The sequence below is a fragment of the Candidatus Omnitrophota bacterium genome, from assembly GCA_028699255.1.
Lineage (GTDB): Bacteria > Omnitrophota > Gorgyraeia > 2-01-FULL-45-10 > 2-01-FULL-45-10 > FEN-1322.
In genome coordinates this window covers 304889-319043 of the sequence record JAQVUX010000001.1, presented here as the reverse complement: position 1 = coordinate 319043, position 14155 = coordinate 304889, and the positions used below count along the sequence as shown (strand labels likewise).

Genomic DNA, 14155 nt, shown 5'->3' with positions numbered 1-14155 from the left:
GCCGTCGCTGGTCTCAATCCAGCGCTCCTCCACCTCACCCATTGTGATTTTGGCCAGTAGCGCGCTGTTCTCCTGCGACAGGTTGGTGGCTTCTCCCGTAGTGATCTGCCTTACTGCCGACGAAGGGACAGTGATGGAGCGCACGAAGAAGTATAAACACCGTCCGCTCCTCAACGTCGAGGATCCGAAACTCAAAATACGCATGCTTCTTGCTAAGCGCGCTCCGTTGTACGCGAAAGCCGATCATGTTATCGATACGGGGAAGTTTACGGCGCGGCAGGTTGTGGAAAAGATCATGGAGATAGCGAAATGACCAGAAAAGCCCGGTTGTGGGTCGGTGCGACGCTAATCCTGGTACTCGCTTTTAACTACGGCATCATCGGCATGCCGCTCATAAGGAAGGCGATGTCGCTCAATGACAAGGCGACGTCCGTGCTTATGAATAAGATAAAATCGGGCAACGCGCTCCGTACCTCCTCCGAAGAAGAGTACATCATGGACATCTTTCGCCGCGAGAAGGAAGCGGTAACGCGCAAGCTTGTCGTCGTCAACGCGATCGCGCTCACCTTCGTCATCATCATCGCGAGCTGGACGCTCTTCGGGTTGGTTTTTAGCAGGAAGAAATAGGCGCTCTTCGAAATTTTTCGCTGTAACGGCTGAATATGATGTGTCGAGTGGTTTGTTCGGGACGCGCAATTTTTAGCCATGTAAAAATCGCGCTCCGTAAAATTGTCCGGACCCTGCCGGCCAATTTTAAGGCCCTCACAAACCACATCGCCACATCACATTTCTGATGGAGAGCGAAAAATTTCTCATCGCTTCGCGTGGGAGGCTGGAGGTGGCGTGCAAAGCAACCACCACATTGGAAAATTGAAAAATTTATGAAATGTAGCTTTAATGGGAGGGCATAATATTATGGATGAACTAAAAATATTTTCTGATGTACTAATAAATATAAGCCCGGCCATTATCTCCATAGCGTCATTACTTGCCTTATGGCAAATTATTATAGCAAAGGATAATATAATAGTTAGATCAAAGCGGGAAGCGGTTTCTCTTGCCGCGGATAAATGTGAAAAAGTTGCCCGCGAATTACTACCTATGTATACTCAAGCTTTTCTTGATCCGAAAAAAGGATGCAATTTAGACTGTTGGGAGCTGAACAACAATAAATTTTCGAAAGATAGCTTGAAAGACAATGCTGGCGGCAAGAAATGGGTTTCAGATATACGAGCTAAAGGTGATGTGTTAAAAGTCCTTGATTTTCTGAATGAAATCGAATCGCTATCGATGTATTTCTCAAGTGGCGCTGCGGATGAAAAGGTTGCATGCTCTGTAATTGGAACAGTGTTTTGTCAATGGGTTGAGGAGTTTGCCCCGTTGCTTATTGAACTGAGGGAGGGATCCGTAGATGATATTACTTCTGGTCCATATCAAAATACGGTTAGATTATACGATATATGGTCATGCAGATTGTCGAGGGGCAAGTTAAAAGAAGAGCGTGATAAATTAACAGTGAGATTGCGGGCAATTGAAGAGAAAGAAATAAGACCTATTGGTACAGGTGGGTAATGCTCTAGTTTGTAAGGGTCGGATGATGTTTTACGTTCATTTAGGGGATTCATGCGGTAACGGGGGTATTGACACCTGTGGCGCTGGAGCGGGAATTTTTACGGGTGGCACGAGGCAGACTTTTTTCGATTGTCGGCCGAGGCGTGGGATTGGGGGGTGCCGCCATCTGAGCTTTAATAAAATTTCTAAGTAATATAGTTGACTATGTTGGGTGCCCGCGTCTGTTAACGTGATTATTGGCACCTGTGGTGATAAGGAAAGTTTCCGGAATATTTTTAGATGATTGATGTTAGGCGAGGGGAATATGCTTACGCGACGACGTAAAAATCGCGAGCGGGCATGGTTCCCGAGCCAGGGTTAGCAAGTAAGCGAGGGAGAGCGAGCGATTTTTCTCGAGCGACATTTTTCATGCTGGGAAAAATGGAGCGGTCGGCGCGAAGCATAGTCCCCTCGCCAACCAAAGGTAATATGTAAGATATGGCTATACGCAAGATAACATTGAACGATGCGGAGTACCCGAAGAATCTGCGGAATATCCACACGCCGCCGAAGCAGTTATACGTGAACGGCGCGCTACTCGCGCAGGACGATGTCGCGGTGGCGATAGTCGGCTCGCGCAGGGCATCGACGTACGGGGTCGAGACGGCCGAGAGGCTGGGGTTTGAACTGGCGGTGCGCGGCATTACGGTCATAAGCGGCATGGCGATCGGCATCGACTCCGCGGCGCACAGGGGCGCGCTCAAGGCCAGGGGTAGGACGATCGCGGTCATGGGAAGCGGGCATAATGACATTTACCCGCCGCAGAATAAAGAATTGTACGAAGAGATCGCTAAATCCTGCGCGGTCGTTACGGAATATCAGGACGATATGCCGCCGTTACCTCAGCAATTCCCGGCGCGCAACCGTATCATAAGCGGCCTCGCGCTCGGCGTAGTCGTGGTCGAGGCGGCGCGCAATTCGGGCGCGCTTATCACCGCGAACTTCGCCGCGGAGCAGGGCAGGACGGTATTCGCGGTTCCCGGCAAGGTCTCGTCGAGCACGAGCTCGGGCACCAACGAGCTCATAAAAGACGGCGCTTGCCTGATACAGTCGGTTGACGATATAATGGACGAACTGGCGATCTCCGAAATCAAACCAGCCGCCGGGCCTAAAGCCGGGCCGATCGATGAGAAGATCGAGCGGCAGGCGAAGGCGTACATATATAATTCACTTACGGACGACGAGCGGAAAGTTTATAAGAATATTTCCGATGAGCCGATGCACGTCGATGATATACTGGAAAAGGCGGGCATGGATCAAGCCAAAGCATCGAAGGTATTATTGAACCTTGAACTGAAGAGGTTGATAATTCAGCTTCCCGGAAGGCAATTCATAAGGAAGGAAAACTAAAAGAGCGGCGGGATAACCGCGTAGGTTATCTGCGGGTCAACACATGGCTAACCTACGCGGTTAGTCCCAGAACGCATAAGGAGTCAGTTTAATGGCAAAAAATTTGGTAATAGTAGAGTCGCCGGCCAAAGCAAAGACGATAAATAAGTTCCTCGGCTCCAAATATAAAGTGGTCGCGAGCATGGGGCATATTATCGACCTGCCGAAATCGAAACTGGGCGTAGACGTCGAGAACGATTTCAAGCCGCACTATATCGTAATGACGGACAGGAAGAAGAATTTGGCCGCGCTCAAAAAAGATGCCAAGTCGAAAGATACCATATATCTGGCGGCCGATCCTGATCGTGAGGGCGAGGCGATAAGCTGGCATTTGCAGAACCAGCTGTCGGGCGAAGGCAGAAAATGCTACAGGGTGGAGTTCGATGAAATAACCAAGGATGCCGTATTAAAGGCGTTCAAACATCCGCGTGAAATAAATATGGCGCTTGTCAACGCGCAACAGGCCAGGCGTATACTCGACCGGCTCGTCGGATATTCGATAAGCCCGATACTATGGAAGAAGGTCGCCAGGGGGTTGAGCGCGGGCCGTGTGCAATCTGTGGCTGTGCGGCTCATCGTCGAGCGCGAGGAAGAGATAAACGCTTTTAAACCGCAGGAATACTGGTCGATCGAAGCGGAATTGAAGCGGAAGCCTGATTCTCCGGCCGCCAAGTTTATCGCGAAACTTTATAAATACAAAAATGCCAACATCGATCTGAAGCATAAAAATGACGGTGAAAAAGCCGTAGAATATTTAAAGAACGCGCCCTTTGTGGTCAGTGACCTGCGCGAGTCGAAGAAGAGGAGGAGCCCGTATCCTCCGTTCACGACGAGCAAGCTTCAGCAGGAGGCGTTTAATAAACTAAGGCTTTCCGGCGCGCGGACGATGCATATCGCCCAGACGTTGTATGAAGGCGTCGAGATAGCAGGTGAAGGTTCCGTGGGTCTTATAACATATATGAGAACCGACTCGGTAAAGATATCCAATGATGCTCAAGCCGGCGCGAAAGAGTATATACTTTCTTCCTATGGACATAAGTATTATCCTGAAACGCCCAATCTTTATAAGTCGAAGAAGGGCGCGCAGGAGGCGCACGAAGCGATAAGGCCGACTTTGCCGCTCAGAAGTCCTGAGTCCGTAAAGGATGCGCTTTCTCCCGAACAATTAAAGCTGTACCAGCTTGTCTGGAACCGTTTTCTCGCCAGCCAGATGACACCGGCCGTATATTCGCAAACGACGGTCGATATAAAGGCGGGAGATTATCTTTTCAAGGCAAGCGACACACAGGTTGTGTTTGACGGCTATACGGTTGTCTATGAAGTGGAAAAAGAAAAAGAGGACGAGGAAGAACCTAAGACGAAACTCCCACAGCTTTCGGTAGGATTACCGCTCGACCTTCTTAATCTGATACCGGGACAGCATTTTACCAAACCGCCGCCGAGATATTCGGACGCCAGTTTAGTCAAGGCGCTCGAAGAGCTTGGCATAGGCAGGCCGTCAACATACGCGCCGATCATTCAGACTATCACGGCCAGAGATTATGTCCGGCGCGAGTCCGGATATTTCCACCCGACCGAGCTCGGCACGATAGTGGAAGGGCTCGTGAAGAAGCATTTTCCGAAGATCGTGGATGTCGAGTTTACCGCCAGGATGGAGAGCGAGCTTGACGGTATCGAAGAGGGCGAAGCGGATTGGATCACTGTGCTGAAAGCGTTCTATTCGCCGTTCATTCACGCGGTTGAAGCCGCAAAATTGGAGATGAAGGATGTTAAGAAGGAGATAGGTGTTACCGACCAGATATGCGAACTTTGTGGGAAGCCGATGGTTATAAAATGGGGCAGGCGCGGGAAATTTTTAAGCTGTTCCGCATTTCCCGAATGCAAGAATGCTAAATCGATAACAACCGGCATTAAATGTCCCTTGGGTTGCGGCGGCGAACTTGTCCAAAGGCGCTCCTCCAGGGGGTCTTTTTACGGATGCTCCAAATATCCTAAATGCACCTTCACGTCCAAGAAGCTTCCCGGCGAAGAGGATAAGGAAAAGGAAGGCGAAACCGCGGCGTGATGCAAAGGTTTATAGAAAAGTTCACAAATTACCTTACGGTCGAGAAGAACTCTTCGCCGCATACCATAACCAACTACACCGTAGATCTGAGGAGCTTTGAATTGTTCCTCGGAGAGAAGGATATTTCGTCCGTCGATCATCTGCTTTTACGTAAATTCTTAGCCGACCTGCGCGCAAAGAATTACGCGAAGCGGACGGTCGCGCGTAAGCTCGCTTCCCTGAGAAGCTTCTTCAGATTCCTCTATCGCGAGGGCCATATTAAAACGAACCCCATCACCGCTATATCTACGCCGAAGCTTGACAAAAAATTGCCGGTGGTGCTCGATGAAGGCAAAGTGGCGAAGCTGGTGCAAAGTCCGTCCGGGGACGACCTGGCCGGATTGCGCGACCGGGCTATACTCGAGACGCTGTATTCGGCCGGGGTGCGCGTAAGTGAACTCGTCGGTCTGGACGTAAGAAATGTCGACCTGATAGGCGAAGTGATAAAAGTGCTGGGCAAAGGCTCGAAAGAACGGATGATCCCGATAGGCGGCCCGGCCGTTTCGGCGATCAGGAAATATATCGATAAGCGCGACCAGATGCCGGCGCAGGACAAGAACGCGGTATTTTTAAATCATAACGGCAGGCGGCTTACGGACAGGAGCATCCGGCGCATACTCAACAAGTACATAACGCAGACGAGTGTAGCGGAGCACATATCGCCGCATTCGCTCCGCCATTCGTTCGCGACGCATCTTTTGGATCGCGGCGCCGACCTGCGCAGTGTCCAGGAGCTTCTGGGCCACGCGAATCTGTCCACGACGCAGATATATACGCACGTAACGATGGACCGGCTAAAGTCGGTCTACGACAAGGCGCACCCGAGGGCATGAATTCCGCACCCCGGGGTGCGGAAAACAGGATAATATGCTATACGACATAGGATTTGCGATATTTTCGATCTTCTATCTGCCGACGCTTATTTTCAAAGGCAAATTGCACGGCGATTTCCTCGAGCGGTTTGGCGTTTACGATGAAGAGAAGGCTAAGGCGCTCAAGGCCTCGAGGGGCGCTATATGGATACAGGCGGTCAGCGTAGGAGAAGTTGCCCTGTGCCGCCGGCTCGTGCCGCTTCTTAAGGCGAAAGCCCCGCGCAAAAAGATCATATTCTCGACCATAACAAAGACCGGCAATGATCTCGCGAAAAAACTTTTCGCAGACGATGCGATAGTGATATATTTCCCGCTCGACTTTTCGTTCGTAGTGAAAAAGGTTATGATCCTGATACAACCGTCTCTATATGTTATGGTTGAGACCGAGGTGTGGCCTAATTTTTTAAAAGCGACGGGGCGATACGGCATACCGTCCGTAATGATAAACGGCAGGATATCGGATAGATCGTTCGGCAAATATAAACTGGCGCGGCCGTTCCTTCGGGGGATTCTTAAAGGTGTCCGGTTTTTCTGCATGCAGACCGATATTGACGCGATAAGGATAAAAGCTATGGGCGCTCCCGCGGGCAGGGTCAGCGTTACCGGCAACATGAAGTTCGATGTACAGCCGAAATCCGCGCAGGCGGACGCGGATGAGATACGCCGGAAGTTTGGTCTGACGCCGGACGGCGAACTTTTTGTGGCAGGCTCGACGCATAAAGGCGAAGAAGAGGCGGTGGTCGGCGCGTTCAAAAAACTTCTCGGGAAATTTCCCGGGTTGAAGTTACTGATAGCGCCGAGGCATATCCAGCGCGCCGGTGAAGTCTCCGCTGTCGTGAAGAAATTTGGTTTCGAACCTATATTATTGTCCGGCTCGGGCGCGGCGCGCACTGCGCCGGTTGCGCGGCAAGTTTACATTCTCGATACCATCGGGCACCTGAGAGATTTTTATTCTATCGCGACGGTGGTTTTTGTAGGAGGCAGTCTTGTCCGGCATGGCGGGCAGAATCCCCTGGAACCGGCGGCAAACGGCAAGCCGGTAGTTTTCGGGCCGCACATGTTTAATTTTAAAGACATAACCGCTTTATTGCTTAAGAGCGACGCGGCGATCCAGGTGGCGGGCCACGCATCGCTTCTTAGTGCCGTAGATGATCTGCTGGCCGATAAGGTTATGCGTCAGGCGTTGGGCGCGAGAGCCAAAAAGGTGGTTTTCGATAACCGCGGCGCCACAGAACGGAACATAGAAATATTATGCGCGAATTTATCCACTCTTTAATGACAGACGAGCGTCGCTCTCCGGCGTACGCGCCGTTAAAAGGCCTGCTTTATCTCGCCTCGCTACTTTATGGCGTTGGGCTGTTCGGCAGGCGGTTATTTTACAGATTCGGTATATTCAAATCGGAACGCGTGCCGCTCAAGATAATCTCTGTCGGCAATCTTACCCTCGGCGGCACGGGCAAGACGCCGTTTGTCATACGATTGGTCAGGATGCTGGATGAGGATCTCGGCAAAAAGACGAGTGTCCTCATACGCGGCTACGGTTGGGACGAGCAGACGATGCTTAAAAAGAAACTTACCGATACCCCGATACTTGTCGGCGAGGACAGGGCGCGCTCGGCCCACAAAGCGATAAAATTGTACGGCAGTGATACCGCGATACTCGACGACGGTTTCCAGCACTGGGAACTCAGCAGGAATATGGACATAGTCCTGATAGATTCGCGCAAACCTTTCGGCAACGGCTATCTCTTTCCGCGGGGCGTATTGAGGGAGCCTATGAGCGCGATAAGCCGCGCGTCGGTGGTGGTGTTTACGAAGATTGACAGGAAGTCGCCCGGCCTCGAAGCCGTAAAGGAAGAGTTAAAACAAATTAACAGTGGTCTTATATTCCTCGAGGCTTTACATAAACCCGCGTATATCTACGATCTCAAGGTAAGAAAAGAACTGCCCGTTACGTTCCTAAAAGGTAAGAGGGTGATGCTTCTCTCAAGCATCGGGGATCCGGATTATTTTAATCAGACCGTTGCGGGCCTGGGGGCGGATATCGCGGAGCACATCATTTTCCCGGATCATCACAATTATGCCGAGGGCGATGCCGCCGGCATAATTAAGCGGTGCAATGAACGGAAATTCGATTTTATTCTCACGACCGAAAAGGACGAAGTAAAATTACGACGTATGTCGCTATTGTCGTTCGGCGGTTATCCGGTAATGACATTGGGAATAGAAATGGAAATTACCTCCGGAAAGGAGCTTTTGGTTGATAGATTACGTAGCCTATATACTCGTCAAGGCGCTAAATAAAATATTTGCTGTTGTCCCGGTTGGCGCTTCGCTGTGGCTCGGCAGGCGGATAGGGGATGCCGTATTCTTCTTTAATAAGAAGAGGCGGGTTATCGCTTATGCCAATCTTAAGGCGGCATTCGCTTCGGAGAAATCGCCCGCGGAATTGCGTCTTATAACGAAGAAGGTCTATCGCAACATGGTGCAGACCTTCGTCGAAATTCTCCACCTAACCAAGATCAACCGTAAATACGTCGATAAGTACGTCGAAGTGGTTAATATGGACCGTATCCGTAACGCCTCGAAGTCTGGACGCGGCACGGTACTGCTTACCGCGCACTTTGGCGACTGGGAGCTCTCAAGCTTAGTAAGTTCCGTCGAGGGATTTCCTATAATGGTGCTTGCCCGCGAACAGAAGATGAAACGCCTCAACGAGCTTTTGAACCAGCTTCGCGAATCCAATGGATGCAAGGTTATCCGCAAGGGCTTGCAAACGAAAAATATACTGCGTGCCCTTTACGGCAAAAATATAGTCGGCATACTCTCCGACCAGGATGCCGGGAAAAAGGGAATGTTCGTCGATTTTTTCGGACGGCCGACTTCGCATCATTCCGGGCCGTTCGAGATAGCTAAACATACAGGTTCATTGATATTGCCGAATTTTATTGTCCGGACGAACGGTCCGTACCACAAGTTGTATCTCGAAGAGTATATCGATTTCAAAAAAACGGCGGGCCCCGACGACATACGGGAAAATCTTCAGAAATTCGCTCATCTTTTGGAAAGTTATATAAGGAAATATCCGGATCAATGGCTGTGGCTGCACAAGAGATGGAAATCGACACCTGTTAGAACGGTGCTGATCCTGAGTGATGGTAAGGCCGGTCACCTGAACCAGTCGCTGGCGGTGGCCGAGGAGCTTCGCCGCGCCAGGATGACGCAGGGATTTAAGGCCGAGGATACGCGGATAGTCGTGGTCGACGTGAAATACAAGAGCGGTCTTTCGAGAGTGATTCTGACCTCCGCGTCCGCCATAGCGGGCTGGCGATGCCAGGGGCGTATGGGTATAATGAGACGCTGTCTTACGAAAGAGTCTTATGATGCGCTTATGAAGACATATTCGGAATTTGTGATCTCCTGCGGCTCATCTACGGTGCCGGTCAACGTATTTATGTCCAAAGAAAATAACGCGGCTAACATAGTCGTCATGAAGCCGGACGCGATGATTCCTTTAAATAAGTTCCGTCTCGCGATAATACCGGCTCACGACAATCCTAAGCGATCCAAAAACGTCGTGGTTACGGAGCTCGCGCCCGGGCTTATAAGCGCGGAAAAGATGGCCGCCGATGCCGCGAAGCTGAAGAGCCATATCGGCGTCGACGCGAAAGATGCCCTGGCGTTATTCGTGGGCGGCGATAATCCGGAGTTTACTCTTACCAAAGAGATAGCCGGCAGTGTCCTGGACGGTGTTTCCGGATTTTGCGCGCGGACCGGCGCGTCGATACTCGCGACGACATCGCGCCGCACATCCGCGGAAATCACGGATGCTATGAAGAACGCGCTGAAAAAAGACCCGCGGTGCAAATTACTGGTAGTAGCCAATGAGAAAAACTTAGATTTTACGGTAGGCGGAATGCTTGCCCTCTGCAAGGTCGCGGTCGTCTCCGAAGAGTCGATGTCGATGATTTCCGAGGCGATTGCCGCCGGCAGGAAGGTAGTCGTGTTCAGATTAGCGAAAAAGACGGGCGCTCCGGCTAAACATGAGTGGGCGCTCAAGGCCTGGACGGACAAAGGTTATGTTACGGTTACCGACGCCGAGGGGCTACCGGCGGCGATAGAAAAAGCGTGGAAGGATACAGCCCCGGTCGTTCCACCAAAAGACATGGAACTGATATACGAGGCGCTAAAGCGGCTCATTTAATATATGACATCGGCGGTCGCTGTTTAGCGATCTCCGAGGTCGACAACGGAAATGCGTTCATGGCGAAGAAGATATTTATAGCGGCGACACAGCAGAACGACGGCAAGACGACCGTTTCACTCGGACTTATCGCGGCGTTCAAGAAGCGTTTCGAGCGTATCGGTTTCATAAAACCGATAGGCCAGCGCTACCTTATGGAACAAGGCTACAAGGTCGATGAGGATTCCATACTTATCGAAGAGGTATTCGGCATAAGGTGTAACATAAAAGACATGTCGCCGGTCGCCATCGATAAAGGGTTTACCGAGCGTTTTATCGAAAAAGGCGCTGACGAAGATTACGCCAAACTTATCACCGACTCTTTCGAGAAGGTCGCCCGTGACAATGATCTCGTTATAATCGAAGGCACCGGACACGCGGGAGTCGGAAGCGTGCTCGGACTTTCGAACGCGGCGGTCGCGCGCCTCTTAGACGCGAATGTCATACTGATATCGTCGGGTGGAGTGGGCAAGCCGATCGACGAGTTCATGCTCAATAAGGCGCTTCTCGATAAAGAAGGCGTAAATCTCGCGGGCGTCATCGTAAATAAGGTATTACCGGAAAAATACGAAAAGATATCCCGTCTCGTAAGGATGGGGCTCGCGCAGAAGAAACTGGACGTCTTCGGGGTGCTCCCATACCAGAAGATACTCGACATCCCCACTATGCGCGAGATACAGGAAGAGCTGAAGATAAACGCGCTCTTCAGGGGTGAAAATATGGACCGTCCCGTCGAGAATGTACTTATAGGCGCCATGAATGTCAAGGACGCGCTTCAATTTCTGCAGAACAATTCCCTCATGATAATTCCCGGCGACCGCGACGATATGCTCGAGGCTGTCCAACGCATAAACGCGGGCAGGGGCAAGAAGAGTTACAGGATATCGGGTGTGATAATAAGCGGCGGGATAATGCCCAAGCGGCGCAGTCTTTCCGGCTTGGAGAAACAGAAGATACCGACCCTTATAACAAAAGAAGATACCTACAAGATAGCCTCGCGCGTCAATTCCATGATAGTGAAATTAAAACCGCAGGATACGGACAAGATCAAGATAATCGTCGATATGGTCGAAAAGTATGTCGATATCGATAAAGTCCTTACCAATCTCAAATGAAACCCTATAAGAAAGAAAGAGTCGTAGCGGCGATGTCGGGCGGGGTAGATTCGTCTCTTGCGGCCGCCTTATTACAGAAGAAGTGTGACGTCGTCGGCGTTACGTTCAGGATGTGGCCGAAGGAGGAGTGTGGGTCGTCTTTCGGCAGGTCATGCTGTAATCTCGAATCCGTGGTGCGGGCGCGTTCGGTAGCGGAGGGGCTGAAGATACCTTATTATGTTGTCGATTTCAGCGGGGGATTTAAAAAAGAGGTTATCGATTATTTCTGCGGTGAATATCTCCGCGGCAGAACACCCAACCCATGTGTCATATGCAACTCTAAGATAAAATTCGGCCTTCTGCTCGATAAGGCGCGCTCTCTGGGCGCGTCGCGTATTGCCACCGGCCATTTCGCGAATGTCGGGTATAATAAAAAGTCCGGCAGGTATTTATTAAAAGAGGGCAAGGACAAAGAAAAAGACCAGTCGTATTTTTTATTCGCTCTTTCTCAGGAACAGTTAAAGAGCGCCATGTTCCCCCTGGGTAGTTTAACGAAAGCGAAGGTTCGACGGATGGCCAGGTCGATGGGGGTGAAGACATTCAATACGCCCTCGAGCCAGGATATCTGTTTTATCCGCGATAACGATTACGCCGGTTATATAAAGAAGAAGACGGGCATCGAGATGAAGCCGGGCGATATTGTGGATAGCCGCGGTAATGCGCTCGGCCGCCATAAGGGGTTGCTCTTTTACACGATAGGCCAGCGCCGCGGCCTGGGCATAGCGCATAAAGAGCCACTCTATGTTACGGGCCTCGACGTTGAAAACAATCGTGTAATAGTTGGGCCGCGTGCCGAGGCTATGAATAGTACGCTTTATGCCGAGCACATGAATTGGATATCGGTTGATGGCATTACACGGCCGATGAAGGTGCGCGCGATGATACGGTATAATCATAAGAAGGCGAAGGCGACGGTGACGAAGACGGGTAAGGATTCAGTAAAGGTCGATTTCGACACGCCGCAATTTGCTCCAACCCCGGGCCAGGCGGTAGTTTTCTATAAGCGGGACATCGTGGTTGGCGGCGGGTGGATCGAAGGGAGCTGTAACAGCTGTAACTAACGCCTCCGATTATAACTAACACCTCCGAGGTGGGACCAGTTTAAGTAATCCCTCCTCGGAGGTGAAGACATTTCAATAAAAACCCTATGTGGAAAATATGAATATGCTTAAAAGATTAGAAAGTATATTACAAAAGCTCCGGCGGGTTGTGGTCGCGTACTCCGGCGGGCTCGACAGCGCTTTTTTGCTGAAGACGGCGGTCGATACGCTCGGTCATGATAACGTTCTCGCCGTTACGGCGCGATCCGAGACTTATCCTGTGTCGGAATACCGGGAAGCGCTTCGCATCGCGAAAGCGATGGGCGCCTGGCACCTTACCATGGATACGGGAGAACTCGCGATAAAAAATTTTAAGTCCAATCCTGTTAATAGATGCTACTACTGCAAAAAAGAGCTTTTTAAAAAATTAGACGGCATTAGAAAAAAATACGGCATGGACTATCTTCTGGACGGTACGAATTATGACGACCTGAAGGATATCAGGCATGGCCGAAAAGCGGCCGTGGAGTTCGGTGTGCGCAGTCCGCTACTCGAAGCCAAAATGACAAAGTCGGATATCAGGCGATACTCGAAGCGCCTCGGGCTATCGACATGGGACAAACCGTCATTTGCGTGTTTGGCGTCCAGGTTTCCATTTGGAAGCGAGATAAAGAGGGAGTGGCTATCGCGAGTCGACGAGGCGGAGGAATATCTCCGAGGACTTGGTTTCAGGCAGATACGGGTTCGGGTTCACGGGAAGACGGCGCGGCTGGAAATTACACGTAATGACTTTGCCAGGGTGGTGAGACTAAGTGAAACGATAGTAGCTCGCTTGCGTAAACTGGGCTTTGTTTATGTCTCGCTGGACCTCGCGGGTTACCGGACGGGCTCCATGCACGAAGCGGTGTGAAGCGGCGCTACCCGCCCGCCCCGGGCTCAAGGCCGGTTTTTGTCCAATTATATTGGATGAACTTTTTTCGGAAATACCAGATCATGCCAAAGGTGGAATCCGTCGTTGCGACGACCTCTTCATTTTTCGGGTTTGTATTATAGTCGGTGTTGCAGATGAGCGTAAAATTCGCAAAATCAGAAATGGTTATTAGATAGCAATCCTGGCTTAAATATTTACCGTCAAGGGCGGCCGGAGCGCCATCGGTTGCAAGGTCTCCGTAATTACCTGTGGTCCTGATCGATAATCCCGGAAAGCGTTCGGGGGGATTATTGCCTATATGCCAGTTTAAATCCTCATTTGTGCCGTGTTCGACATAATATTGCTGGAGCGATGTGCGGATGGCGTTCATTCCGGTCATCGCCTCAGCCGCGATTGCTCTCGCTTTCATGTTGCTCATGATTGGCATAGCGATGGCGGCCAGTATAGCGATGATAATTACTACAATAATAAGCTCTATAAGTGTAAAACCGTTTTTCATATGCGACATGGTGCTATTCGGCGTCGTCGAAATCAACTTTATTCGAGTGCTCGTCCTGCATCGGCTTTCCGTATTCTTTAAGGTCGTTCTCGGTGCGGAACGGAGGCTTGTTCTTTTTCTTATTGTTCTCGCTGGTGCGCCGTTTGTAATCGATCTTTGCCCATATAAAAAAACCTACCCATATGACAGAAATAATGACCAGTATCTTCCACATATTTTCAACCTCCAGGTTAAATTATAACTGTAATTATTATATCAGAGAAATCGTATTTTACAATTCAATATTATATGTTATAATACATAAAATTTTGG

14 protein-coding genes are annotated in these 14155 nt (G+C 50.5%); 12 read left to right on the top strand and 2 right to left on the bottom strand.

All coding sequences use genetic code 11. The features are described from left to right. The 12 genes from PHS46_01760 to larE all read left to right on the top strand — a co-directional run. Positions 1-313 (top strand): shikimate kinase (locus tag PHS46_01760; protein ID MDD3905238.1); only part of this gene is annotated, 313 nt, incomplete at its 5' end. Then, on the top strand, positions 310-627 hold the full coding sequence (locus PHS46_01755; GenBank protein MDD3905237.1) for a hypothetical protein: 318 nt from the start codon (positions 310-312) through the stop codon (positions 625-627). The genes PHS46_01760 and PHS46_01755, both read left to right, overlap by 4 nt. Positions 628-915: 288 nt before the next feature. Further along, complete coding sequence (locus tag PHS46_01750; protein MDD3905236.1) at positions 916-1572, top strand: hypothetical protein; 657 nt, start codon at positions 916-918, stop codon at positions 1570-1572. A 477-nt stretch (positions 1573-2049) separates the two neighbouring features. After that, complete coding sequence (dprA, locus tag PHS46_01745; GenBank protein MDD3905235.1) at positions 2050-2961, top strand: DNA-processing protein DprA; 912 nt, start codon at positions 2050-2052, stop codon at positions 2959-2961. 91 nt (positions 2962-3052) lie between these two features. Beyond that, positions 3053-5065, top strand: a complete 2013-nt coding sequence (gene topA / locus PHS46_01740) for a type I DNA topoisomerase (protein ID MDD3905234.1) — start codon at positions 3053-3055, stop codon at positions 5063-5065. Continuing rightward, on the top strand, positions 5065-5937 hold the full coding sequence (gene xerC, locus PHS46_01735; GenBank protein ID MDD3905233.1) for a tyrosine recombinase XerC: 873 nt from the start codon (positions 5065-5067) through the stop codon (positions 5935-5937). Before topA ends, xerC begins: the two co-directional genes overlap by 1 nt. A gap of 34 nt (positions 5938-5971) precedes the next feature. Further along, positions 5972-7252, top strand: coding sequence for a 3-deoxy-D-manno-octulosonic acid transferase (locus PHS46_01730; protein ID MDD3905232.1), 1281 nt, complete (start codon positions 5972-5974; stop codon positions 7250-7252). Further along, positions 7252-8280, top strand: a complete 1029-nt coding sequence (gene lpxK, locus PHS46_01725) for a tetraacyldisaccharide 4'-kinase (GenBank protein ID MDD3905231.1) — start codon at positions 7252-7254, stop codon at positions 8278-8280. Before PHS46_01730 ends, lpxK begins: the two co-directional genes overlap by 1 nt. Continuing rightward, on the top strand, positions 8237-10180 hold the full coding sequence (locus PHS46_01720; GenBank protein MDD3905230.1) for an ELM1/GtrOC1 family putative glycosyltransferase: 1944 nt from the start codon (positions 8237-8239) through the stop codon (positions 10178-10180). Before lpxK ends, PHS46_01720 begins: the two co-directional genes overlap by 44 nt. A gap of 59 nt (positions 10181-10239) precedes the next feature. Then, positions 10240-11334: an AAA family ATPase gene (locus PHS46_01715; protein ID MDD3905229.1), complete on the top strand. Its 1095-nt coding sequence runs from the start codon at positions 10240-10242 to the stop codon at positions 11332-11334. Then, the gene (gene mnmA, locus PHS46_01710; GenBank protein ID MDD3905228.1) at positions 11331-12434 is read left to right on the top strand and encodes a tRNA 2-thiouridine(34) synthase MnmA; all 1104 of its coding nucleotides are present in this window, start codon (positions 11331-11333) and stop codon (positions 12432-12434) included. Before PHS46_01715 ends, mnmA begins: the two co-directional genes overlap by 4 nt. 103 nt (positions 12435-12537) lie before the next feature. Next, the gene (gene larE, locus PHS46_01705) at positions 12538-13323 is read left to right on the top strand and encodes an ATP-dependent sacrificial sulfur transferase LarE (GenBank protein MDD3905227.1); all 786 of its coding nucleotides are present in this window, start codon (positions 12538-12540) and stop codon (positions 13321-13323) included. A gap of 7 nt (positions 13324-13330) precedes the next feature. On the opposite strand, the gene PHS46_01700 is transcribed toward larE, so the two are convergent. Together PHS46_01700 and PHS46_01695 are read right to left on the bottom strand one after the other, a co-directional pair. After that, on the bottom strand, positions 13331-13843 hold the full coding sequence (locus PHS46_01700; protein ID MDD3905226.1) for a prepilin-type N-terminal cleavage/methylation domain-containing protein: 513 nt from the start codon (positions 13841-13843) through the stop codon (positions 13331-13333). Between the two features lie 13 nt (positions 13844-13856). After that, entirely contained in the window at positions 13857-14057 is a 201-nt protein-coding gene (locus PHS46_01695) for a hypothetical protein (protein MDD3905225.1), read from the bottom strand. Between the last annotated feature and the right edge of the window lie 98 nt (positions 14058-14155).